The organism is Neorhizobium petrolearium (genome assembly GCF_017873175.1).
Taxonomy (GTDB): Bacteria; Pseudomonadota; Alphaproteobacteria; order Rhizobiales; family Rhizobiaceae; genus Neorhizobium; species Neorhizobium petrolearium.
The window spans coordinates 262441-285436 of the sequence record NZ_JAGGJW010000001.1 but is presented as its reverse complement, the minus strand read 5'-3'; the positions used below and the strand labels follow the sequence as shown (position 1 = coordinate 285436).

The 22996-nt window shown below is 62.0% G+C and carries 24 protein-coding genes; 15 read left to right on the top strand and 9 right to left on the bottom strand.

Annotated elements, in window-relative coordinates; translation table 11 throughout:
* Nucleotides 1–64: 64 nt before the first annotated feature.
* On the top strand, nt 65–991 hold the full coding sequence (locus J2046_RS01520) for a sulfite exporter TauE/SafE family protein (protein ID WP_210048416.1): 927 nt from the start codon (nt 65–67) through the stop codon (nt 989–991).
* Complete coding sequence (locus J2046_RS01515) at nt 991–1794, top strand: TIGR02186 family protein (RefSeq protein WP_210048414.1); 804 nt, start codon at nt 991–993, stop codon at nt 1792–1794. Before J2046_RS01520 ends, J2046_RS01515 begins: the two co-directional genes overlap by 1 nt.
* Here J2046_RS01515 and J2046_RS01510 read toward each other — a convergent pair whose 3' ends face one another.
* Nucleotides 1795–2304 (bottom strand): winged helix-turn-helix transcriptional regulator, encoded by a 510-nt coding sequence (locus J2046_RS01510; RefSeq protein WP_210048412.1) that lies wholly within the window; start codon nt 2302–2304, stop codon nt 1795–1797.
* 95 nt (nt 2305–2399) lie between these two features.
* Between J2046_RS01510 and J2046_RS01505 the strand changes: the two genes are divergently transcribed.
* From J2046_RS01505 to J2046_RS01495, 3 genes are all read left to right on the top strand, one after another.
* Nucleotides 2400–2960, top strand: a complete 561-nt coding sequence (locus tag J2046_RS01505; protein WP_210048410.1) for a dihydrofolate reductase family protein — start codon at nt 2400–2402, stop codon at nt 2958–2960.
* Nucleotides 2961–3056: 96 nt separating this feature from the next.
* Nucleotides 3057–4844, top strand: a complete 1788-nt coding sequence (locus J2046_RS01500; RefSeq protein ID WP_210048408.1) for a chloride channel protein — start codon at nt 3057–3059, stop codon at nt 4842–4844.
* Nucleotides 4845–4928: 84 nt separating this feature from the next.
* Nucleotides 4929–5366, top strand: a complete 438-nt coding sequence (locus J2046_RS01495; RefSeq protein ID WP_210048399.1) for a universal stress protein — start codon at nt 4929–4931, stop codon at nt 5364–5366.
* Here J2046_RS01495 and pdeM read toward each other — a convergent pair whose 3' ends face one another.
* Complete coding sequence (gene pdeM, locus J2046_RS01490; RefSeq protein WP_411828454.1) at nt 5367–6101, bottom strand: ligase-associated DNA damage response endonuclease PdeM; 735 nt, start codon at nt 6099–6101, stop codon at nt 5367–5369.
* Nucleotides 6102–6130: 29 nt separating this feature from the next.
* Nucleotides 6131–8653, bottom strand: coding sequence for a ligase-associated DNA damage response DEXH box helicase (locus J2046_RS01485; protein ID WP_210048397.1), 2523 nt, complete (start codon nt 8651–8653; stop codon nt 6131–6133).
* 95 nt (nt 8654–8748) lie between these two features.
* On the opposite strand from J2046_RS01485, the gene J2046_RS01480 reads away from it, so the two are divergent.
* Both J2046_RS01480 and J2046_RS01475 read left to right on the top strand, forming a co-directional pair.
* Nucleotides 8749–9249, top strand: a complete 501-nt coding sequence (locus J2046_RS01480; protein ID WP_210048395.1) for an RrF2 family transcriptional regulator — start codon at nt 8749–8751, stop codon at nt 9247–9249.
* A 45-nt stretch (nt 9250–9294) separates the two neighbouring features.
* Nucleotides 9295–9756 (top strand): carboxymuconolactone decarboxylase family protein, encoded by a 462-nt coding sequence (locus tag J2046_RS01475; protein WP_210048381.1) that lies wholly within the window; start codon nt 9295–9297, stop codon nt 9754–9756.
* Nucleotides 9757–9826: 70 nt separating this feature from the next.
* Here J2046_RS01475 and J2046_RS01470 read toward each other — a convergent pair whose 3' ends face one another.
* From J2046_RS01470 to J2046_RS01460, 3 genes are all read right to left on the bottom strand, one after another.
* Nucleotides 9827–10471 (bottom strand): YitT family protein, encoded by a 645-nt coding sequence (locus tag J2046_RS01470; protein WP_210048371.1) that lies wholly within the window; start codon nt 10469–10471, stop codon nt 9827–9829.
* Nucleotides 10471–11124 carry a YitT family protein gene (locus J2046_RS01465; protein ID WP_210048369.1) on the bottom strand — a complete coding sequence of 218 codons (654 nt, stop codon included), beginning with the start codon at nt 11122–11124 and terminating at the stop codon, nt 10471–10473. Before J2046_RS01465 ends, J2046_RS01470 begins: the two co-directional genes overlap by 1 nt.
* Nucleotides 11125–11227: 103 nt before the next feature.
* Nucleotides 11228–12157: a class I SAM-dependent DNA methyltransferase gene (locus J2046_RS01460; RefSeq protein ID WP_210048368.1), complete on the bottom strand. Its 930-nt coding sequence runs from the start codon at nt 12155–12157 to the stop codon at nt 11228–11230.
* A gap of 136 nt (nt 12158–12293) precedes the next feature.
* Here J2046_RS01460 and J2046_RS01455 point away from each other — a divergent pair, with 136 nt between their 5' ends.
* Genes J2046_RS01455 through J2046_RS01445 form a run of 3 tightly spaced genes read left to right on the top strand, consistent with a single transcriptional unit; the run spans nt 12294 to nt 14396 of the window.
* Entirely contained in the window at nt 12294–12560 is a 267-nt protein-coding gene (locus tag J2046_RS01455) for a DUF6460 domain-containing protein (RefSeq protein ID WP_037158979.1), read from the top strand.
* 1 nt (nt 12561) lies between these two features.
* On the top strand, nt 12562–13050 hold the full coding sequence (locus J2046_RS01450) for a CAP domain-containing protein (protein WP_210048359.1): 489 nt from the start codon (nt 12562–12564) through the stop codon (nt 13048–13050).
* Between the two features lie 2 nt (nt 13051–13052).
* Nucleotides 13053–14396, top strand: coding sequence for an MATE family efflux transporter (locus J2046_RS01445; RefSeq protein WP_210048357.1), 1344 nt, complete (start codon nt 13053–13055; stop codon nt 14394–14396).
* Here J2046_RS01445 and J2046_RS01440 read toward each other — a convergent pair.
* Together J2046_RS01440 and J2046_RS01435 are read right to left on the bottom strand one after the other, a co-directional pair.
* Nucleotides 14372–15463 (bottom strand): quinone-dependent dihydroorotate dehydrogenase, encoded by a 1092-nt coding sequence (locus J2046_RS01440; protein WP_210048355.1) that lies wholly within the window; start codon nt 15461–15463, stop codon nt 14372–14374. The two genes, J2046_RS01445 and J2046_RS01440, sit on opposite strands and share 25 nt — an antisense overlap.
* Nucleotides 15460–15810 (bottom strand): DUF952 domain-containing protein, encoded by a 351-nt coding sequence (locus tag J2046_RS01435; protein ID WP_411828445.1) that lies wholly within the window; start codon nt 15808–15810, stop codon nt 15460–15462. The genes J2046_RS01440 and J2046_RS01435 overlap by 4 nt, the downstream gene beginning before the upstream one ends.
* 76 nt (nt 15811–15886) lie before the next feature.
* On the opposite strand from J2046_RS01435, the gene J2046_RS01430 reads away from it, so the two are divergent.
* From J2046_RS01430 to J2046_RS01420, 3 genes are all read left to right on the top strand, one after another.
* A complete protein-coding gene (locus J2046_RS01430; RefSeq protein WP_210048344.1) occupies nt 15887–16294 on the top strand; it encodes a hypothetical protein in 408 nt (135 codons plus the stop codon).
* Between the two features lie 88 nt (nt 16295–16382).
* The gene (locus J2046_RS01425; RefSeq protein ID WP_037158999.1) at nt 16383–17030 is read left to right on the top strand and encodes a response regulator; all 648 of its coding nucleotides are present in this window, start codon (nt 16383–16385) and stop codon (nt 17028–17030) included.
* A gap of 193 nt (nt 17031–17223) precedes the next feature.
* The gene (locus J2046_RS01420; protein WP_037159993.1) at nt 17224–17889 is read left to right on the top strand and encodes a S24 family peptidase; all 666 of its coding nucleotides are present in this window, start codon (nt 17224–17226) and stop codon (nt 17887–17889) included.
* Nucleotides 17890–17913: 24 nt separating this feature from the next.
* Here the strand turns inward: J2046_RS01420 and J2046_RS01415 are convergent, their stop codons facing one another.
* On the bottom strand, nt 17914–18798 hold the full coding sequence (locus J2046_RS01415; RefSeq protein ID WP_210048334.1) for a transporter substrate-binding domain-containing protein: 885 nt from the start codon (nt 18796–18798) through the stop codon (nt 17914–17916).
* A 392-nt stretch (nt 18799–19190) separates the two neighbouring features.
* On the opposite strand from J2046_RS01415, the gene J2046_RS01410 reads away from it, so the two are divergent.
* Both J2046_RS01410 and J2046_RS01405 read left to right on the top strand, forming a co-directional pair.
* Nucleotides 19191–20783, top strand: a complete 1593-nt coding sequence (locus tag J2046_RS01410; RefSeq protein ID WP_233469464.1) for a glycosyltransferase family 2 protein — start codon at nt 19191–19193, stop codon at nt 20781–20783.
* 186 nt (nt 20784–20969) lie between these two features.
* A complete protein-coding gene (locus J2046_RS01405) occupies nt 20970–22961 on the top strand; it encodes a methyl-accepting chemotaxis protein (RefSeq protein WP_210048332.1) in 1992 nt (663 codons plus the stop codon).
* Nucleotides 22962–22996: the final 35 nt, after the last annotated feature.

Below are 22996 nucleotides of genomic sequence, written 5' to 3'. Positions count from 1 at the left end.
CGGATCAGAGACATCGCGAACCGCCCGCGACGGTGTCGCTTTTTGCCTTTTTCGGGGTTCGATCGTGACTGTCTACCTGCCGATCGCAGAGCTTTCGGTGAACATCTTCATCATTCTCGGCATGGGTGCGGCCGTCGGCTTCCTGTCCGGCATGTTCGGGGTGGGCGGCGGCTTCCTCATCACGCCTCTGCTGATCTTCTACAACATCCCTCCGGTCGTGGCGGTGGCGACCGGCGCCAACCAGGTCGTCGCCTCCTCGATTTCCGGCGCGATCACCCATTTCCGGCGTGGCACGCTGGATATGAAACTCGGCACCGTCCTGCTGGTCGGCGGTCTGGCGGGCGCCTCGGTCGGCATATGGATCTTCTCCTGGCTGCGCCGTCTCGGACAACTCGACCTCCTCATCTCGATCCTCTACGTCGTGCTGCTCAGCACCATCGGCGCCCTCATGCTGCAGGAAAGCCTGCGCGCCATGCGCCGTGCGAAACAGAACCAGCCGGTGGCGCTGAAGCGCCCGGGACAACACATCTGGGTGCACCGGCTGCCGCTGAAGATGCGGTTCAAGAAATCGAAGATCTATCTCTCCGCCATTCCGGTCGTGGCGCTCGGCTTCGGCATCGGCGTGCTCACCTCGATCATGGGTGTCGGCGGCGGCTTCATCATGGTGCCGGCGATGATCTATCTCCTGCGCATCCCGACGAATGTCGTTGTCGGGACCTCGCTCTTCCAGATCATCTTCGTGACCGCCTATACGACCATGGTGCAGGCGGCGACCAACTATTCCGTCGATATCGTGCTGGCAACGATCCTGATGGTGGCCGGCGTCATCGGCGCGCAATACGGGGTACGCGTCGGGCAGAAGCTGCGCGGCGAGCAGCTCCGTGCACTCCTGGCGCTCCTCGTGCTTGCTGTCGGCATCCGCCTCGCGATCGGGCTTGTGGTGACGCCCGACGACATCTATTCCGTCGCGGTCGGAGGCCTGTCCTACTGATGCGCACGCTCCTCCACACCGTCTCCCTCGCTTTTCTCCTCGGCCTTTGCCAACCGGCCCTGGCGCAGGTGCCGCTCGGGCAGGCCTCAACGGTGAAGGAGGGGCTGGAAATCGGCGCCTCGACTAGTGAAATCGCCATCACCTCGGATTTCCGCGGTGCCGATCTGACGATCTTCGGGGCGCTCAACAACGCAGACGAGCTGTTCCTGGCGATCGGGCAATACGACGTGGTCGTCACGCTCGAAGGCCCGAAAGACTATGCGACGGTTCGCAAGAAGGAGCGGGTCCTCGGCATCTGGATGAACACACAGTCGATGACCTTCGAACAGGTGCCGGAAAGCTATTCGCTGGCCAGTACCCGCCAGATCGACAACATCGACCAGCCCACAAGCCTCAACAATATCGGCGTCGGCATCGATCACCTGGCGCTCAATCCGGTCGGCTACATTCCGAATTCCGGCCTGATCGGCGAATTCCGCGAGGCTTACCGGCGCCTCAAGCTGTCAAACGGGCTTTATCAGCGCGACACGGATGGCGTGCGCTTCGTCTCCACCAGCCTGTTCCGTGCCTCGCTGAGATTGCCCGCCAACATTCCGGACGGCATGCACATGGTGCGCGCCTATCTCTTCAAGAGCGGCCAGCTCATCGTACAGCGGGAACTGCCGCTTCGGGTCGTCAAGACCGGCATCGAGCAGGCGATTACCGATGCCGCCCACGAGCGGCCGATCGCCTACGGTTTCTTCTGCGTGCTGATCGCGGTCATCACCGGCTGGGGGGCCAGCCTGATCTTCCGCAAAGATTGATCACTCGGCTGCGGTTTTATTGCGGGCAACCACTTCCAGATAGGCGGCCCGCAGATGATCGAAAACCGAAGGCTTGGAAGGGTCGCGCGGGACATGCAGATGCAGGACGCGCAATTCCTGCATGAAATCCTCCCAGAGCGGCCGCCCGCCCTCCTCCAACAGCTCGGCGCGGATCGACAGCTCTTCCGAAACCGGCAGGAAGCGGCGTCCCCAGGCCCCCATTTCCGCGAAGATCGGCACCAGCCGGATCGACATTTCCGTCAGGCTGTAGATCGCCTTCTGCTTGTGGCTCGGGTCATCCTCACGGGTGAGCAGGCCCCTTTCCAGAAGCCGCTTCAGGCGGTCGGCGAGGATGTTGGAAGCAATGCCCTCCTCCGAATTCTGCAGGAGTTCGCGGAAGTGGCGGCGGTTGCCGAACATGATGTCGCGGATGACGATCAGGCTCCAGCGGTCGCCCAGGACTTCCAGCGTAAGATTGATCGGGCAACCCGACCGATGCGCATCTTCCATTTTTTTCTCCAAAAACCGCTTGCATTATAAAATCAGTTTCGCTAACTTTCAACTGCTTGTTTATTGCAACTGGTTTTAACGTGATGGAGGATGACATGAGAAAGCTGGTAGCCTGGAACCTGATGACGCTGGACGGTTATTTCGAAGGCGAGAAGCCGTGGGACCTCGACTTCCACAACCATGCCTGGGGGCCGGAGCTTAAAGAACTCTCGGAGCAATTCGGCGAGGAAGGGGACCTGCTGGTCTTCGGCCGCAAGACCTACGAGGGCATGGCCGCCTACTGGCCGACCGCCGAAGGAGAAGGCAAGGTCAAGGACTACATGAACAGCATGGCCAAGATTGCCGTCTCGAAGACGATGAAGGAGGCAGCATGGAACAATACGCGCGTCGTCAGCGATCCGGTCGCGGAACTCAGCAAGCTGAAGGCGGAGGATGGCAAGACGATCCTCATCTTCGGCAGCGCCGAGCTGCTGGCGTCGCTGATGAAGGAAGGCCTGGTCGACGAGTACCGCATCTGCATCGCTCCGGTGCTGCTCGGCTCCGGCAATCCGCTTTTCAAGAAGGCGGCCCAGCAGACGACGCTGAAGCTCATCGATTCCACCATTGCCGCGAATGGCGCGGTGATCCTCACCTATGAGGTGGGCAAGGCGGCCTGAAACCGCTTGCCGAAGGCCAGAAAAACACCGGGGACGGTTGGACTGACAGGGCATTTGCGCTAGACACGCGCTACCCCTCGTTTCCGCAAGATGTCCATGTTCCGCCGGCTCCTTCCCCCTCTGCGCTCCGCCCGCGTTCTCCTCGATCCGGGCCGGCTGCGTGTGCTCATTCGGCGCACGGAATTCGGCCTCATCATCGCCGCTGCGATGGTCGGCATCCTGGCCGGCTTCGCCGTTGCGCTCATGAGCTGGATCTCCCAACAACTGCACCGGTCCATTTTCCGGCTCGATGCCGGCGAAAGGCTGAGTTCGGCCGCCGAGATCGACCGCATCCTGATTCTCACCGCGCCGATTGCCGGCGGTATCCTCATGGGCGCGGTCTTCCTCATCCTGCGGAAATGGCGCAAGAAGCCGATGGTCGACCCGATCGAGGCCAATGCGCTGCACGGCGGCCGGCTCTCGCTGACCGACAGCATCATCGTCGCCATCCAGAACCTCATCTCCAACGGCTTCGGCGCCTCCGTCGGGCTGGAGGCCGGCTACACCCAGCTCTCCTCCGGCCTAGCCTCGAAAATCGGCCTCCTGCTGCAGCTACGCCGTTCCGATCTCAGGATCCTCGTCGGCTGCGGCGCAGCTGGGGCGATCGCCGCCGCCTTCAATGCGCCGCTGACCGGCGCGTTCTACGCATTCGAACTGATCATCGGCACCTATACGATCCTCAGCCTGGCGCCGGTCGTGGTCTCGGCGCTGATCGCCACGATCATCACCCGCCTGTTCGGTGACGCGCCCATGATTGACGTCAGCCAGTTCGGCGCGGTCGTCCCGGCCGACTATGTGCCCGCGATCGTGCTCGGCATATTCTGCGCTTTCGCAGGCATACTTCTCATGCAGGGCGTAACCTTCGTGGAGGAACTGGCGCGCAGGAGCTCGATCTCGCCGGTCTTCAGGCCGGCACTCGGCGGCATCGTCGTCGGCCTGCTCGCACTGGCGGATGCGCAGGTGCTGGGGGCCGGCCATGGCGCACTGCATCTCAATCTCGACCTGAACCTGACCATCCCGGCATTGCTGACGATCCTCGCCTTGAAATTCCTCGCCTCGGCGGTGTCGATCGGCTCCGGCTTTCGCGGCGGGCTCTTCTTCGCGTCGCTGTTCATGGGCGCATTGCTCGGCAAGCTGTTTGCCTTCAGCACGCCCTATATTTTCGCCCACGCCACCGTAACGCCCGTCATCTACGCCGTGGTCGGCATGAGCGCACTTGCGGTCGCCGTCATCGGCGGCCCGCTCACTATGACGTTCCTGGCACTGGAAGTCACCGGCGACTTTCCCATCACCGTTCTTGCGCTGGCTGCCGTCATCACCTCGTCGGTGACGGTGCGCACCACCTTCGGCTATTCGTTTGCAACCTGGCGTTTTCATCTGCGCGGCGAAAGCATCCGCAGCGCCCACGATATCGGCTGGATCCGCAACCTCACCGTCGAGCGGATGATGCGCGCAGACGTGCGGACGGCATCCGCCAGCATGAGCCTCAGCGAGTTCCGTAAGGATTTCCCACTGGGCTCCACCCAGCGGGTCATCCTTACCGACGAGGCCGGAAAATATGCCGGCATCATTCTTCTTCCGGATATCTATGCGGCGCCTCTGGAGGATTCCGCCGAGCCGCGCACCCTCGCCTCCTTCGCGAAGTACCACAACGACGTTTTGCTCGGCACGATGAACGCCAAACAGGCCGCCGCGATCTTCGACAAGCTGGAGGCGGAAGCACTCGCGGTCGTCAACAACCAGATCGAACGCAAGGTCGTCGGGCTCCTGACAGAGAGCCACACGCTGAGGCGCTACAGCGAGGAGCTCGACCGGCGGCGTCGCGAAATGTCCGGTGAAATCTGAGCGTTTCATCTCTCAGTCTTGACGCATGTCAATGACGGCCGACGCTACACGGCAAAGATAGCTGTCAGATACTGGAGGTACCCCATGTACAAGCATATCCTGATCCCGACGGACGGATCGCCCATTTCCACCGAGGCACTCAAAAAAGCCCTGGACTTCGCCCGTGAGATTGGCGCGAAAGCCACGGTATTGGTGGTCATGGAGCCTCTGCAGGTCATGACGCTCAATCCGACCGGGATGGAGGTCGCCTACGCGGAATATGACCGTTTCAACAACGAGGCGGCCGACCGGATTCTTGCCGATGCCAAGGAAGCGGCAAAGCAGCACATGGTCGCCTGCGAGACGGTGAAGCTCGACAGCGGCGACACGGCGAAGACGATCGTCGAGACTGCAGAGAAGAACAATTGCGACCTGATCGCCATGGCCTCCCACGGCCGCTCCGGCTTCAAGGCCTTCATGCTCGGCAGCGTGACCATGAAGGTGCTGGCGAACTCCAAGACGCCGGTGCTGGTCTATCGCTGATCAACCGATAAGATTGCTATAGCGAACGGAATAGATGCGGTCGCGGCCGAGAAGATGCGCGACCAGCTTTTCATGGTCGAAAAGGCCGCGCATCGCCTTGTGGCGAAGGTCGAGGCCGCCTGCCAGAACGCCGAAGGCCGGCATGAGAAGACGCGAACCGTCACTCGCAAAACACGGGCGGCGGACGGATTTTTCCCGGCGGCGGACGGTGGCTGCCGGATGCAGGTGCCCGGCGATCTCGCCCTTTCCGGAAATCAGGCTCGGCTCATGGCGGAAAACAAGACCGCCGTAAAACAGCTCGTCAGTGCAGGTGCCTGGCAGGTCGACGGTGCCATCCGGATCGTGGTTGCCGTTGATCCAGATCCAGTCGCGGCCGCGCGCCATGGCTGTGATCAGCGAGCGCAGCTCTTCCGGTAGATGTTCTGAGCCCTTCCGGTCATGAAAATTGTCGCCGAGCGAGACGACGATCTTCGGATCGTAGCGGTTGATGACGGCCGAGAGGATGTTGAGCGTGGCAATCGTGTCATAGGGCGGCAGCAGCATGCCGCGCCGGGCGAAAGCCGCTCCTTTTTCCAGATGCAGGTCGGAGACGACGAGCATGCCGTTTTCCGGCAGATAGAGGCTGCCCATTGGATCGCAGACCGCGGCGACCCCGTTTACGACGATCTCTTCCGCACCTGTGGCGGCTCCGGTCGTTCCATTGGCACGGGCCGCAAGCCCAAGGCGGTGCATCAATTTCTGCTCGTCCAGTCCTAAAATTCGCATCAGCTCAACGCCTCCGCGATCAGTTTCTCGGCGGCTTCCTTCAGCACCGCGTCCTGCGCCTCGCCCGGCACCGGCTCCTTGCCGATCTCCAGCATGATCGGGATGGCAAGCGGCGAGACGCGGTCGAGATCGCGGTGGGTGATGTGCCCCCTGATTCGCTTCAGCATATCGCCTAACCGGCCGAGATCCAAAAGCCCGGATGCCGCATCCCGCCTCGTCGCCTCCAGAAGCACATGGTCCGGCTCGTGGGTTCTGAGAACATCGTAGATCAGATCGGTCGAGACCGTCACCTGCCTTCCGGTCTTTTCCTTGCCCGGATGGCGGCGCTCGATCAAACCGGAAATCACGGCGCAATTGCGGAACGTGCGTTTCAGCATGTAGCTTTCGTTCAGCCAGGCCTCCAGATCGTCGCCCAGCATGTCCTCGTCGAACAGATCGGAAAGGCTCAGGCGACCGGAACGGATCATCGTGCCCATGTCCTCAAGCCCCCAGACGGCGAGCGAATAATCCGTCGCGACGAAGCCGAGCGGGTGGGCGCCGATGCGATCCAGCCTGCGGGTGAGCAGCATGCCGAGCGTCTGGTGCGCCAGCCTGCCCTCGAAGCAATAGGCGATCAGGAAGAAGCGCTTTCCCCTGGGAAACGTCTCGATCAGAAGTTCGTCCTGCTTCGGCACGATCGAGCGCTCCCGCTGGATGCTCAGCCAGTCGCGCACCTGATCCGGCAGGCCCCGCCAGCGATCCGGATCGGCGAGCATGGAGCGGACCTGGGCGGCCAGATAGGTGGTCAGCGGAAACTTGCCGCCGGCATAGGCGGGAATTTTCGGATCAAGCGAGAAGGCGTTGGAGACGAGGCATTCGTTTTCCCGGATGCCCTCGAAGCGTAGCACCTTGCCGGCGAACAGGAACGTATCGCCCTGCACAAGCTGTTCGAGAAAGTATTCCTCGACCTTGCCGAGGGAGAGCCCTCCCCGCCCGAGCGAACCGTTGTTGTTGCGCCGCACGAGCCGGACGTTGAGTTCGGTCGCTTCGACGATCGTGCCGAGGTTCAGGCGGTATTGCTGCGCGACCTGCGGATTGGAGATACGCCAGCGACCGTCCTTGGTTTTCCTGATTTTCGCATAGCGCTCGTAGGAGCGCAGCGCGTAGCCGCCGGTCGCGACGAAATCGACGATGCGTTCGAACATTTCCCAGGAGAGACCGGCATAGGGCGAAGCGGTGCGGATTTCCTCATAGAGTTCGACCGGATCGAAGGGTTCGGCGCAGGCCATCCCGAGCACGTGCTGGGCGAGCACGTCGAGCGCGCCTTCGCCGACCGGCGGCGTATCCTGCGCGCCGAGATAATTGGCGTCGAGGGCTGCCTGGCACTCCAGGACCTCGAAACGGTTGGCGGGCACGAGGATCGCCTTCGAAGGCTCGTCCATGCGGTGGTTCGACCGGCCGATGCGCTGGGCAAGCCGCGAGGCCCCTTTCGGCGCACCCACGTGAACCACCAGATCGACGTCGCCCCAGTCGATGCCCATGTCCAGTGTCGATGTGGCGACGACGGCGCGCAATTTGTTGGCGGCCATGGCGGCCTCCACCTTGCGGCGCTGACCGGCATCGAGTGAGCCGTGATGCAGCGCAATCGGCAGGTTGTCCTCGTTGATCGTCCAGAGCGTCTGGAACAGAAGCTCCGCCTGGAAGCGGGTGTTGACGAAGATCAGCGTCGTCCTGTGGCGCCTGATCTCATCGTAGACTTCCGGCATCGCATAAGTCGAAACGTGACCCGACCAGGGAATGCGGTCATCGGTCTTCATGATGGTGATGTTCGGCGCCGCACCGCCCGTGACATGCACGAGGCCGGCCGGCAGCGCCGGGTTCTCGCCTTGGGGTACCAGCCAGCGCTGCAGGTCCATGGGATCGGCGACAGTGGCGGACAGACCAATAGTCTGCGCCCGTGGAGCGTGCCTTCGGATGCGGGCGAGATCGAGCGACAGAAGGTGGCCGCGCTTCGAGGTCACCAGCGAATGCAATTCATCGAAGACGACGTATTTCAGGTCTTTGAAAAAGCGCTCCGCCTCCTTGTTGGCGAGCAGAAGGGCAACCTGTTCGGGTGTCGTCAGCAGGATATCCGGCGGATTGAGCTTCTGGCGCTGGCGCTTGGCCTGCGGCGTATCGCCGGTGCGGTTCTCGATGGTGACGGACAGCCCCATTTCCGTCACCGGCTTCATCAGGTTGCGCTCGATATCGACCGTCAGCGCCTTCAATGGCGAGACGTAAAGCGTATGGATGCCCGCAAAAGCCGAGCCCGGCGGGATCTTTCCGCGGCGCGTGAGATCGGTGAGCGACGGCAGGAAACCGGCAAGCGTCTTGCCGGCGCCGGTCGGCGCGATCAGGAGCATGTTCTCGCCGGCCGTGGCGCGGGAAAGCAGCTCCAGCTGATGGGCGCGCGGCTGCCAGCCCTTTTCGGCGAACCATTTCAGGAACGGCCGGGGCAGGAGCGCGGCATCTCGGCCGGAAGACTGGGTTTCGATGACATCCACGCCGCTCAAGATAAGCGGAAACAGCCGAAAAAGAAGAGCACTTGACGGCCGGATATAATCATGGATAAATATTATCCGTGATTAGGAGGTGAAGGATGAAACTCGGCGACGGCGTCGAACAGGCGATCCACTGTGTGACCATGCTTTCGCGCGTTTCGGAAGACGGCGTACTCTCGGCTGCGGCACTGGCGGAGTTTCACGGCGTCTCAACGAGCTATCTCCTGAAGCACCTGCAGGCGCTTTCGGGAGCCGGTCTGCTCGACACCGTGCCGGGGCCGAAGGGCGGCTATCGGCTGGCGAAGCAGCCGGAAGACATCTCGCTGCTCGATATCGTGCTCGCCGTCGAAGGGCCGGCTCCCGCCTTCCGCTGCGCGGAAATCCGCCAGCGCGGGCCGAACCCCTTACCCGGGCGCTATTTCGCGAAACCCTGCGGCATCAATGCCGCGATGCTGAAGGCCGAAAGGGCCTATCGCGCCGAACTCGCCAGGGTGTCGATCGCCGACATCCTGGCGGACCTGGAGGCCACCGACGACGGGGGGATTGCCGCCCGCGGCTGCGCCTTCCTCGACATCCACGAACGCAAGACGGCCCGCTGAAGGTTGAAAGCTCAACCTATAGGCCACACCCCAAGGAGAAGATCGATGCAGCCGCGCCTGAATTTCTACAAGGCCTCGCAGGAAGCCTACAATGCCGTCAAGAACCTCGAAAACTACGTCCAGGGGTGCGGCCTCGAACCTCGCCACATCCACCTCATCAAGCTGCGTGCCTCGATCATCAACCACTGCGCCTACTGCATCGACATGCATGTGAAGGAAAGCCGGCATGACGGTCTTTCCGAGCAGTGGATCAACCTCATGAGCGCGTGGGAAGAATCGCCGATCTACGACGAAAAGGAACGGGCGCTCTTAACCTGGGTGGATGCGGTGACCCGCGTTGCCGATACCCATGTTCCCCACAGCGCTTACGAGACGCTGAGGGCGCATTTCACCGAAGAGGACATGGTCAAGATCACAGTCGCGATCGGCGTGATCAACATCTGGAACCGGCTCTGCGTCGGCTTCCGCGCCATGCATCCGATCGATCAGCCGGCAAAGGCTGTGTGAAGAGGCCGACTGATCTTTTGTTTGGCGCAATTCCGGACGGAAAACCGCCAGGCACTTTTCCTGGAATTGCTCACCGGACGATGTAACGATCCGTGCGGTGGTTGATGGCGAGCGTCAGGTTGAGTGTCACCGCCGCAAGGATCGAGCACAAGATGACATAGGGGCTGGCGACGAAGAAGGAGAGCGCCAGCACCACGCCGTCGAGGCCGAGCTGGACGAAGCCGGCCCGCCAGCCGAACCGATCCTGCAGATAGAGAGCCAATATGCCGAAGCCGCCAAGGCTTGCCCTGTGACGGAAGAGAGCCAGCATGCCGGTGCCGATCAGCAGGCCGCCGAACAGGGCCGCCACGACCGGATGAATATGGTCGAAGGCAATCAGGCCGGGCAGGAATTCCGTCAGCGCCGAGGTGAACGCCACGGCTGCAAAGGTCTTGATCGTAAAGGCAAGGCCGAGCCGCTTGTAGGCGATCCAATAGAACGGCAGGTTGAGCGCGAAAAAGACGAGGCCGAAGCTCAGGCCGGTCGAATAGCGGATCAGGAAGCCGAGGCCTGCCGTGCCGCCGATCAGGAGATGCGCCGAGGAAAGCATGGTGACGCCGAGTGCCGCGAGCATGCTGCCGGCGGCGATCCCCTGCACATCCTCCAGCGGTGAATGGCGGTCGGAACTCGATGCCCAGAAGCCGACCGGGCTTTTCTTCGCAGCAGCATCCGTCATCAGCGCACCACGATATAGCGATCCGAGCGATGGTTGATCGCCAGGAACAGGTTGAGGACGACAGCACCAACCACCGACCACGCCACCGTCACGGGACTGACCACCGCGAAGGCGCAGAGCATGACGCAGAGATCGAAGGCAAGCTGGATCAATCCGGCCTGGATGCCGAAACGGTCCTGGATATAGATCGCCAGGATGCCGACACCGCCGAGGCTCGCCCGGTGACGGTAGAGCGCCAGCAATCCGTAACCGAGCAAGAGGCCGCCGAGCAGAGCTGCCCAGAAGGGATGAAGATAATCGATCAGGAAAAAACGGCTTTCGATTTCGGAGATCACCGAAACGAGGCCGATAGCGATAAAGGTCTTCAGCGAGAAGGCCAGGCCGAGGCGCCGGAACGAGAGATAGTAGAACGGCAGATTGACGATGAAGAACAGCAGGCCGAAGGAGATTCCGAAGGCGTAATGCAGCAGAAAGGCGACCCCCGCCGTGCCGCCGGTCAAAAGCCCGACCTCGTTCAGGAAATAGAAGCCGAGAGCCGCAACCATCGCGCCGGTGACCAACCCCTGCGCGTCTTCAAGCAACGTGTGCTTCGACGGATCGATGCTGTAGAAGCCAAGGCTTCTTTTCTGAACCTGCTTCTGCTGTCCAGCCAACGTTTGCCCCTTTGTTTTCGATAATATTGCACTGCAATAAAACCGTCATCAAGGGCGTTCAAGCGGCGATGAGACGGCAAGGAAAAAAGCAAGAAATGGTCGATCAGGCGGGCTTGCGCGACAGAAACAGAATGCCGTGGACGGGTTTTCCGGCATCCAGACGAATGACGGTCTTCCGCATGTCCAGAAGCGCCAGGCTGTAACGGGCAAGCAGCGAGCGGATATAGGCCTCGGAATGGGCGTAGCGGAGGGTTTCCCGTAAAAGGAAGGTTTCACCGTCACCCGCATCCTCGACCGAAAAGGCGAAAAAGCCGCCCGGCACCAGAAGCTCCAGCACAAGCGGAAAGACGGTCTCCAGTGAGCCGAGATACATCAACACGTCGGCAGCAGAAACGAGATCGGCGCGATGTTTGGGAAAAGCATCGGAGAAGAGACCGGCTTCTTTGGAGGGCCGGCTGAGATCGGATTGACCGAGATGGTCGTAGAGGCCCTTCGCCTCCGCCCGAGCCAGCATGTTCAGGGAAAGATCGAAGCCTTCGAGGTAGCCTGCCTGCCCGCGGATTTCCGCGCCGAAAAGGCCGGTTCCGCAGCCGAGATCGACCACGTTGCGAAACGGCGCATAGGGCGCGACCAAGGCGGCAAGCTTGCCGGGCACGGAATAATCGAGCTTTTCGACCAGCGCCGTATCAAACCGGTCGGCATAGTCGTCAAACAGGCCTTCGACATAGCGGCTCGGGGGCTGGTCCGGTATTTCCTCCACGCCGAGCAGCGCAAGCTTCAAACGCGCACCGAAGACGTCTTCCGGTTCGAGCGCCAGCGCCTGCCGGTAGGCTTCATCGGCGGTTTCGAGGCCTGCCTTTTCCCGGAATTCGCCAAGACGGAACCAGCCGGCCGCCCAAGCGGGCACCAGTTCAAGGGTCTGCTCCATCAGTTCGGCGGCTGCGCCGAAATCACCCGCCTCCGACAGCATGCGGGCATAGTCGGCGCGACGGTCAGCGATCACATCGCCGGAAGAAAACTGGCTGGGCAGCATTGGCGCATCTCAAGAGGGTGCGGGTTATTGGCCGAAGTCACAAAAAAACTCAAGTTCTATTTGAGGGAACCCAAAAGACTTGCGGCGGCTGCGGCTGCCGACTATCTCTCAGGGTGCAATTCGGAGAAGGAAAAGGATGGCGGACGGGGTCAACAGGTTCCTGGGCGATACGCCAGGCCGTACGATCGTGAAGCTGATCGTCGTGTGCCTGATCGTGGGTTTTGTTCTCGCATTCTTCGGCTTCACGCCGGACAATATCGTGGACAGCATCCGCTATCACGTTCTCGACTTATGGTATAACGGCTTCAGGGCGCTCGGACGGGTGGGAAGCTACCTTCTGCTCGGCGCGATCGTCGTCATCCCGGTCTTCATCATCCTGCGCATCTTCAGCTACCGCCGCTGACATGACCACCTTTCAGACTTCTTCGCGACGGGGTTTTCTTGTGCTTTCCGGAATGGGGCTGATGCTCGCCGGCTGTTCCACCACGTCGATCCTGACACCGACGGCAGGTGCGGAGGATGAGACGGAAGCAGCCCTTCCCATGGTCAACACGCTGCGCCAAGGCCGCGGCCTGTCCACCCTGGCTCTCAATTCGCCTGCCCGCAAGGCAGCCGTCCAACAGGCGGTGCGCATGGCGAAAGCAAACGAGATGAAGCACCTGATCGGTTTCGGCGACGATTTCGGCGCGAGGATGAAGAAAAATGACGTGGCACTGCCAGCCGCTGAAAACATCGCCAGCGGCCAGAACACGGTCGAGGCCGCAGTCCGGGCCTGGATCGATTCCCCCAAACATCTTGAGAACATACTCGGCTCCTACAGGGGTCTCGGCGTCGCCATGGCCCGCACATCAACCGGCGCCCCGCCCTATTGGGCCATGGTCCTGTCGGGCTGACCATGGATAGCCGGGGGCAGGAGGTTCGGCCTTTCGACGTGACGCACCGGCTAGTGCTCGGCATCGCGATCCCCATGACACTCGGGTTCCTGACGACGCCTCTCCTCGGCCTGACCGATACCGCCGTGGTCGGCCGGCTGGGGCAAGCGGAGGCACTGGCCGGGCTGGCGATCGGCGCCATCCTGTTCGACCTGATCTATGGCAGCCTCAGTTTCCTGCGGACCTCGACCACCGGCCTGGTCGCGCAGGCCTTCGGACGCGGCGACAGTCGGGAACAGCAGGCGGTCTTCTGGAGGGCGCTCCTCAGCGCTCTCTGTCTCGGGTTCGTCATGCTGGGGCTGTCGCCGCTTATCCTCGCCTTCGCGCCCGAACTCATGACCAGCGACCCGGCCGTCGCCGAAGTGACGCGGCAATATTTCGGAATCCGGGTGCTGACGAGCCCGGCGACTTTCGCCAATTTCGCCATTCTCGGCTTCGTGCTCGGACGCGGCCAGGGTGTGCTGGGCCTGACACTGCAGATCATCCTCAACGGGACCAACATCTGCCTGTCGATCTTTCTCGGCCTAGGTCTCGGCTGGGGGATCGTGGGGGTCGCCTGGGGAACGGCGCTTGCGGAAGTCACGGGCGCAGTGATCGGCTTTCTCGTCGTCAGCCGGCAGTTTTCGGCCGCATACCGGCCGAGCCGTGCGGATATTTTCGATACGGCCAAGCTGAAGCAGCTCTTCCATCTCAATGCGGATATCCTGATCCGCTCGCTCATCCTCAACGGCGCGTTTGCGCTGCTGACCCGTGTCGGATCAAGCTTCGGGGCCGTAACGCTCGCCGCAAATGCCGTGCTGATGAACGTTTTCATGCTGTCGGCCTTCTTCCTCGACGGGCTGGCGGGTGCCGCCGAACAGCTCGCCGGTAGGGCGGTCGGCGCGCAGTATCGGCCCTCCTTCGACCGAACGCTGAAGCTCACCGGCTTCTGGTCCTTTGCCATGGCCGCTTTGGTCGGGCTGTTCTTCATCACCTTCGGCCAGCCGATCATACACCTGCTGACGACCTCTGAAGAGGTACGGCAGGAGGCCTATATCTATCTCGCCTGGGCTGCGCTGACGGGGCTTACCGGCGCGCTCGCCTTCCAGATGGATGGCGTTTTCATCGGCGCCACCTGGTCACGCGAGATGCGCAACATGATGCTCGTGTCGTTCGCGTTCTATTGCGCAAACCTTGCCGTGTTCGTGCCGATAATCGGCAACCACGGGCTCTGGCTGTCGCTCAACCTGTTCCTGATGATGCGCGGCTTCTTCCTGGCGGCCATAGTGCCGCGCAAGGCGCGTCAAAGCTTCTCGTCACCCCACTGATCAAGCCGCGTGTCACGCAACTCCCGGATCGAGGAGACCTTTTCCCGGTCGAGAAGCGAGGACAGGCCTCGGACGATCGTCGAGGGCAGGCCCGGACCTTCATAGACCATGCAGGAATAGAGCTGCACGAGATCGGCACCGGCGCGGATCTTTTCCAGCGCGTCCCCGGCGCTCGAGACGCCGCCGACGCCGATGATCGGCAGGTCCGGGCCGACCCGCCTGCGCATCTTCGCAAGAACCGCGGTGGAGCGCCTGAAGAGCGGCGCGCCGGACAGGCCGCCGGCCTCCTTCGCCTGGACCTGATCCTTCAGCCCGTCGCGGGAAAGCGTGGTGTTGGACACGATCAATCCGTCGAGCGGATGGGAGGTCGCTTCCGCCGCGATATCGTCGAGTCCCTCCTCCGTCAGATCCGGTGCAATCTTCAGAAAGATCGGCACGGATTTCCCGTGGCGCATCGTCTCCTCCATGCGTGCAGCGAGCACCGCATCGAGCAGTGCCTTCAGGCTGCCGCGCGCCTGCAGGTCCCTGAGGCCCGGGGTGTTCGGCGAGGAAATGTTGACGGTGAAATAGGTGGCGAGACCATAGAACTTGCGGATTCCGAGGACATAATCGGCGACGCGGTCGACCGTGTCCTTGTTCGCACCGATATTGACGCCCACGATCCCCGTTGCGCTGCGGCGGGCCGAAAGCCTGGCGAAAGCCGCTTCGTGACCCTCGTTGTTGAAACCGAGCCGGTTGATGACGCCGTGATCCTCCACCAGCCGGAAGATGCGGGGCTTGTCGTTGCCTGCCTGAGGCTTCGGCGTCACCGTGCCGACCTCAGTGAAACCGAAGCCGAGCTTCAGGATGGCATCCGGCACCTCAGCGTTCTTGTCGTAACCGGCAGCCAGACCGATTGGATTCGGGAACGTGATGCCGGCGACCGTTTGCGCAAGCCGCTGGTCGGCCGGCACCCGGCAGGCAGGCACGACGCCGGTCTTCAGCGCGGCAATCGAAAGCCCGTGGGCGGTTTCCGGATCGAAAACGAAGAGGCTGCGGGAGGCAAGCCCGGCAAACGGGCCGATCATGGCATCTTCTCCGGAAAGGCGTGGAGACCGTCGACACCGATCAAGAGCGGCATTTCCCAAAGGACGGCGGAGAAGGGCAGCGTCCCATAGAGATGCGGGAAGAGATCGCCGCCACGCGAAGGCTCGTATTTCAGCGCTTCGCCGAAGGGCCGTGCATCGACTGCGACGAGCAGCAGGCCCGCGACGCCCGAAAAATGCAGCCGCGCCGTTTCGCGCGCCTGTGCACTGGTCGAGAAATGGATATAACCGTCCTTGAGGTCGATCTCGGCCCCTTCGAAGACGCCTTTTTCCTTGGCCCGACGCCAGAGCGTTTCCGGCACGATCTTGTACACTATATCCGTCATCATGGACTCTCGATGATCTGTTACTCTTCGAGCGTTTGCCGCAAAGCCCGCCACTTGTCCACCATGGGAGGACGATAAGATGAAGGTTCTTGCATTAGCGACTTCGGCGCTTTTGATCGCCGGCCCGGCCCTGACGCAGCAGGCGCAACCCAACCGCTTCCAGCTCGAGCGCACCGAAAGCGGCATCGTCCGGCTTGATACCCAGACCGGCGCAATGACGCTCTGCCACGACGAGAATGGCACGCTCGCCTGCCGCATGCAGCCGGATGAAAGGGCAGCCTACGAACAGGAGCTCGACCGCCTCGAGAAACGCGTGACAGCTCTGGAGGAAAGGCTGAGCCATACGCCGCCGAACGCGCTGCCCAGCGACGAGGAAGTGGACCGGTCGCTCTCCATCATGGAGAGATTCATGCGGCGCTTCATGGCAATTGTCGGCGAATTCATAGACGAGCGGGAAGACAATAAGCCGCAACCCAATCGTACGTAAAATCCAGCACTTGTTTCCGCCTCTCGAGAGGGTTACAACTTTCAAAGATTTGAAAGGCACGACTATGCTCTTGGGAGGGAGCGTGGAAATGCAGACACTGACAATCATCATCGCAGACGATCATCCGCTCTTTCGCGGAGCTCTCAGCCAGGCGGTCAAAGGCATTGCGGAAGAGCTCGTCATCATCGAGGCGGGTGATTTCGAAGCCGCACGGCTTGCCGCCGAGAAGACCCCCGATGTCGACCTGATGCTGCTCGATCTTGCCATGCCGGGTGTCAGCGGTTTTTCCGGACTGATGTCGCTCCGCGCGGAGTTCCCCAGCCTGCCGATCGTCATCGTCTCGGCAAGCGACGACGGCGCCACGATCCGCCGTGCACTGGAGCTCGGCGCTTCCGGCTTCATTTCGAAATCTTCCGGGCTCGACGATATCCGCGCCGGCATCCAGGCGGTGCTGGATGGCGACATCTGGGTGCCGAAGGGCGATTTCACCGCGCCAGAGGAAGATCCGGGACTTGCGGAACTCATCGACCGGCTGAAGACGCTCACTCCGCAGCAGAGCCGGGTGCTGAGCATGCTCGGAGAGGGCCTGCTCAACAAACAGATCGCCTATGAGCTCGGCGTCTCCGAGGCGACCATAAAGGCACATGTCTCGGCGATCCTTTTGAAGCTCAATGTCGACAGCCGCACCCAGGCCGTGATCAAGCTCAGCAAGATCAACATGGCCCTGGTGGCCTGAACGCAGACCCGGAACAGGATTTTATTCCTCTCCTCTCTTTACGTGCGGTCGCGATTCCGTTAAAATTAAGGGGTGTCTGCGCGGGCTTGATGATGCTTGAAAGCTGCGCGAAAGGGGTTTCGATCGAAGGGTGCCGCCGAGCGCCGGTGCTGTCCGGCTTCCGTCTCGCGCGCCGGTCACGGGTACGGGCAAGATGCTGTCACATGAAACGATCTGGAACGCGATCGACACGCTCGCCGAACGCCATCAACTGACGCCCTCCGGGCTTGCGCGTCGCGCCGGTCTCGATCCCACCTCCTTCAACAAGTCGAAGCGGCTCGGGCCGGACGGGCGGCTGCGCTGGCCTTCCACCGAGTCCATCGCCAAGGTGCTGGAGGCGACAGGTGCCACGGTCGACCAGTTCATGAGCTATCTTCCCGCCTCTTCCAGTCGCTCGACGCTTCCGGAAGGCAATTTCCCGCCGCAGGGCGGAACCATCCCGCTGCTTGGTTTCGCACAGGCCGGTGCCGGAGGTTTTTTCGATGATGGAGGCTTTCCGGCCGGACAGGGCTGGGATGTGGTGGAATTTCCGGTCGACCCGTCCCGCAAAGCCGGGGTCTATGCACTGGAGGTCCAGGGCGATTCGATGCTACCGCTCTATCGCGACGGCGACGTGCTGATCGTCGAGCCCGGCGCGCAGGTGCGGCGCGGCGACCGTGTCGTGCTCAAGACCAAGGAGGGCGAGGTGATGGCCAAGGTGCTTGCCCGCCAGAGTGCCCGGACGGTGGAACTGACGTCGCTCAATCCCGACCACCCCAACCGGGCCTTCGACATCGCAGACGTCGAATGGATCGCGCGGATCATCTGGGCGAGCCAGTAGGAAGGAATTCACAAAACGCGAAATTCAGTAAAGGCCGTTCGGGAAATAGCGCAGGTAGATATCCTGCAACCGGCCATTGCGTGACAAAGCGCTGAGCGCCTGGTCGAAAGCGGCGACGAGTATCGGATCGCCCTTGCGCAGCATGACGGACAGGCCCTCGCCCAGGAATTTTTCCGAAAGATAAGGGCCGTCGAAGAGCGCGCAGCATTTTGCGGCATCCTCGCCCGCCACCCAGAAGGGAAGCCGCAATCCATCGGAAAAGACGGCATCCACCTTGCCTGTCTTCAGCGCCTCCAGCATGGCGTCGTAGCTATCGAAGGGGGTGGCGGATACATTCGGAAAAAAGGCCTTCAGCATCAGCTCATGGGCTGTGCCCCTGACGACGCCCACCGGCCTGCCGGCAAGCACTGCGGCCGTATCGCCATCGATCTTTGCGGTGAGATTGCGGGCAAAACGGGCCGGAACACCAAGATACGGCCTTGAAAAGGCAAAACGCTGGCGCCGTTCCCGTGTCACCGCAATGCCGGCCATCACCGCCTCGCCGGCGCCGCTTTCCAACGCCTTTTCCAGTTCATCGAACGGAAGCGCCTGGATCTGGCATTTCGCCTCGATCTCCAGTTCGGCGCAGATCTCGCGGGCAAGGTCGACATTGAAGCCTGAAAGCCGGCCGGTCTGATCGGCAAAATTGAAGGGCGGAAAATCGACGGTCGTCAGAATCCGCACGCGTATGATCGCCGAGAGATCGGGCCGCGACAACCGCTCGCGGGCATCGAACGTCAAAGGGAGCGCATTGTCGCTACCGGCCGCCTGTCCCGGCACGGCGCCAGCAAGCAGCCCGCCTGTCACAAGGCAAAGCTGCAGAAGGTTGAAAAACCCCTTGATTCTCGGGGATGCAATCAGAAGACGCATCGCTATGATCCAAATCGGGACAGGTTGGGGACATCCGCTTGCGGGCGGTGTAGCAGAGTCATGCGTTTAGGGAAATATCCGCCGGCATCGCCGACGGTGCAAGATGATGCGTGGAAAACGCCAGCCCCACCCGGAACCGGGTTTCAAGAACATGTCCGCGATCCCGTCGATGATCCGGAGCTGGCCGCCCTTGCCGCGCTTGGTTTCTCCAAGCCGTTGCTGTCCATGCTCTCCGACAGGGCGCGGCGAAACGGCACCCGTGTCGAAAGCGAGCTGCTGCATAGCGGTCAGGTCAGCGAGACCGCCTACTACGGTGCAATCGCCCGCTTCCTGCGCCTGCCTTTCGTCGAGACGATCGATCCGGCCCTGATCACTGACGCGCCCTACTCGACATGCAGTTGCAACGTCCGAACCAGATCCGCATCAATCACCGGCATCGGGCTCCGCAGGTGGCCGTGGTGCCTGAAGCCGCCAGGCTTGCCGATCTCGGGGCGGCCCTCTCCGCCATGCCGCAGCTTGGCCGGGATCTTGCAATCACGACACCTTCGGCAATCCGCCGGGCGGTCTGGCAGGCCGGAGCCGGACGGCGCGTGCGCGACACGGTCAACGAACTCTTCGACCGCTTCCCTGCCTTCTCGGCGCGCATCGTCCTTTCGGGTCACCAGGGTTCCTATGCCGGGCTCGGGCTCGCAGCGCTCCTCTCCGCGCTGGTCATCGTGCCTTCGACAACGCTGATTTTCCTTCATGTCCTGCTGTCGCTCATCTATCTGGCGTCCCTGCTTCTCAGATTTGCGGCGTTCACCCGACAGCATTTCGGGCAGCCCATACGGCCGACCTTGCCGGTGCCAAAGGGATCGCTTCCCTGTTATACGGTCATGGTGGCGCTTTACCGCGAGGCGGCGGTGGCCGAGCAACTGATCGCCAGCCTGAAGCGGCTCGACTGGCCGGACGCCCTGCTCGACATCAAGCTCGTCTGCGAAGCTGACGACCAGGAGACCATCAAGGCGCTGAAGGCGCTCTCCCCCGGCGCCCATTTCGAAATCATCGAAGTGCCACCTTCGAGCCCGCGCACCAAGCCCAAGGCGCTCGCCTACGCGCTCGGCGCCGCACGCGGAGAATTCCTGGCGATCTACGACGCGGAGGACCGGCCGCATCCGCAACAGTTGCGCGAGGCCTATGCACGATTCAGGGCAATGCCCACCGAACTCGCCTGCCTGCAGGCACCGCTGATCATCACCAATGCGAAGGATTCCTGGATTAGTGCGCTGTTTTCACTGGAATATTCCGGCCTTTTCCGCGGATTGTTGCCGATGCTGGCGAGAATGCGAATGCCGCTGCCGCTCGGAGGCACTTCCAATCACTTCCGCACCCGATCGCTGCGAGAGGCGGGCGGCTGGGATCCCTTCAATGTCACCGAGGATGCCGACCTCGGGCTGCGCCTCTATCGCCTCGGTTACCGGTCCGATGTCATCGCAAGGCAGACGCTGGAGGACGCGCCGACCACCATCCACATCTGGATGGGGCAGCGCAGCCGGTGGTTCAAGGGCTGGCTGCAGACCTGGCTGGTGTTGATGCGCGATCCGCGCCGGCTCATCCGCGAGATGGGCCTGGTGGCTTTCTGTATCTTCCAGCTCATGATCGGCGGCATGCTGATTTCCTCACTCCTGCATCCGCTGATCATCATCTTCATGGGCATCGGCGTCTATTCCATGCTGGAGGCGCCTGCCGATGACGTCCCCGCCGGCGTGCTCTCGCTATTCGTCATCGACAGCATCAACATCCTTGGCAGCTATCTGATCTTCCTGGGTCTTGGGATGGGTTCGATGATCCATCACGAAAAGCGGCAGATCTGCTGGCGCTGGACCGGTGTCGCAATCTACTGGCTGATGACCTCGGCTGCCGCATGGCGGGCGGTGCTGGAGCTGCGCTCGAAGCCTTTCTTCTGGAACAAGACGCCGCATGTCCCCGCCCGCAGAAGGACATGATCCCCTCCGCTCATGCGATTTGCCGCCGTCCGATGTTAGCCCTACGTTAAACTTTCTGCAATTTTATAGTATTGTATGACAAAGGTCGATTAAGACCGGCCACATGATGCGGGCTGTCGCACCTCTCAAGCATTTCCCCCTCTCTTTCCACAAGGCGGCGGTAGACCCCGGCGCGGGCAGGACTCCATGTTGCAGAATATGAAAATCCGGACGAAGATCCTTTCGGTCGTCGTTCTTCTCGGGCTCGTTTCGGTGGCGGGCCTCATCTACATCGTGCAAGAATTCAAACACGCCGACGGGAGCTACAGCACGTTCATCGATCATGAAGCGTCGGCCGCCATGCAGGCTTCCCGCGCAAACGCATCTGTGCTGTCGTCGGTCCTTCAGGCGAGCTTCTCGCTGAACATGCCGGCCGGATCGAAGGAGGCGGAGACGGCCGCCAAGGCGGCATCGAAGTTCGGTCAGGCCCGGGAACGCCTGCAGCAGGCGGCCGAGCTCGTGCCGAGCCGGAAAGCGGCGGCGGATGAGCTCATTGCGGACGTCACCGCTCTCGAGCAGGTGACCAAGAAGGCGCTCGACCTGCACAGAGCCGGCGATGAAAAAGGTGCAGCGGACGCAATGACGCAGATCAGTGCGGGTATCGCCGCCATTACGCCGAAGATGATCGCCAACAACGACGCATTGATGAAGCTTCTGGACGACGGCGGCGATGCGCTCTCCGATACAGTCAACCAGCGCATCAATCTCTGCTTCGCCATCATCGGCATTGCTACCCTCGCGCTGATCGGATTCGGCATCTACGTCGCCCAGGTCGGCCTTGCAGTACCGATCAATAAGCTGAGCGAGCGAATGAAGCTGCTGGCGGAGGGTGATACGGTCAGCGACATCATCGGCCTCGATCGCCGGGACGAAATCGGTTTCATGGCGCAAGCAGTGCAGGTCTTTCGAAGCAACGAAATCGAACGCGTCAATCTTGAAGTGCGCGCCACCGCCGATCGAGACCTCAGCGACCGTGAACGCCAGGAGCGCGACGTACAGCGTGCGGCGGAAGCCGGCGAACTGGAACGTGCCATGAGCTCGCTCGGCGAAGGCCTGCGGCGCCTCGCCTCCGGCGACCTCATCTCGCGCCTGGAAGCGCCCTTCGCTCCGCATCTCGATTCGCTGCGCGTCGACTTCAACAATTCGGTCAGCACGCTCAACGAGACGATGATCGCGGTCGGCGCGAACGCCACGGCGATCAATAGCGGAGCCAGCGAGATCCGCTCCTCCGCCGATGCGCTTTCCAAACGCACCGAGCAACAGGCCGCTTCGGTCGAGGAGACTGCAGCCGCGCTCGAGGAAATCACAACAACCGTCAAGGACGCGGCAAAACGGGCCGCGGAAGTGAGCCAGCTTGTGACCCGCACCCGCACCGGCGCCGAAAAATCCAGCGACGTGGTGCGCAAGGCGGTCAATGCGATGCAGGAGATCGAAAAATCGTCCGGTGAGATCTCCAATATCATCGGCGTGATCGACGACATCGCCTTCCAGACCAATCTTCTGGCACTCAATGCCGGTGTGGAGGCGGCCCGCGCGGGTGACGCCGGCAAGGGTTTTGCGGTCGTGGCCCAGGAAGTGCGCGAACTCGCCCAACGTTCGGCCAATGCGGCGAAGGAGATCAAGGCGCTGATCACCACGTCCGGCTCACATGTCCAGACAGGTGTCGCGCTCGTCGATGAAACGGGCAAGGCCCTCGAAACCATCCTTCACGAAGTGCAGGAGATCAACGGCCACGTCCATGCCATCGCGGACGCCTCGCGGGAGCAGTCCATCGGCCTGCAGGAGATCAACACTTCGGTGAACGCGATGGACCAGGGCACGCAGCAGAACGCAGCCATGGTCGAGGAAACGACCGCAGCGAGCCATAGTCTGGCGACCGAAGCGACCGCACTCACCAACCTGCTCGGCCAGTTCAAGCTGACCGGCACGGGCGGATATGCAACTGCAGCGGCGTCCTTGGCCCTGCGGCCGGCTTCGCCGACCACCGCGGCGGCATCCAAGCCGGCAGTCCGGGTTGCTTCCGATAGCGAGGCACGTCCGGCTGCATCGCCCGCGCGGGCGCTTGCTCAAACGCTTGCCGGCGCCTTCGGCGGCGGTTCGACAGCAGCAAACCAGAAAGCCGGATGGACGGAACTCTGAACCGAAGTACGGCCAGGCATCAGTCAGCACGATCA